This is a genomic window from Pseudomonas sp. K5002 (genome assembly GCF_013386655.1).
Classification (GTDB): Bacteria; Pseudomonadota; Gammaproteobacteria; order Pseudomonadales; family Pseudomonadaceae; genus Aquipseudomonas.
The window spans coordinates 1-429 of sequence record NZ_JACARK010000964.1 but is presented as its reverse complement, the minus strand read 5'-3'; the positions used below and the strand labels follow the sequence as shown (position 1 = coordinate 429).

The following is a 429-nucleotide window of genomic DNA, read 5'->3' as shown; positions in this document are numbered from 1 at the left end:
GGCGATCACCACGCCGTCATCTGCCTGCGGCACCACGCCCTGGCGGCTCAGCCACGGCGACATGACGCGCTGGAACGGGTCGATCAGTTCGCGATAGCTGCCCGCGTCGAGCAAGGCCTTGGCCCGTTGCCGGGCGCCGAGTTCGACGAAGCTGTGTTTGTTCAGCAAGTCAGTCATGACCGATCTCCTCGAAGCCTTGCTCCAGGCGCAAGCGCACCACGCCGGGTGTGGCGCCGAAGTCGTGGATATCGATGTTCAATGCGGGGGGTGTCTGTTCCTGGAAGATCCGCTCGAACAGATGCTGCCAACGTAGCTGCGCACCATTGACCGAGGTTTGCACCTGAATCGTCAGGGTGCCGGCGGTGCCCGGTTCCAGCAGCACTTCGAGGTCGCCGGAGCCGACGCAACCTACCAGCGCGCGGCCCTTGG

1 protein-coding gene and 1 pseudogene are annotated in these 429 nt (G+C 64.8%); both read right to left on the bottom strand.

All coding sequences use genetic code 11. The annotated features are described in order from the left end of the window. Positions 1–177, bottom strand: a pseudogene (locus HX846_RS31800) (biotin-independent malonate decarboxylase subunit beta); the annotation flags it as partial. Beyond that, positions 170–429: malonate decarboxylase subunit delta (locus HX846_RS31795; RefSeq protein WP_178966924.1), on the bottom strand; the 260-nt coding region annotated here is incomplete at its 5' end. The gene HX846_RS31795 and the pseudogene HX846_RS31800, both read right to left, overlap by 8 nt.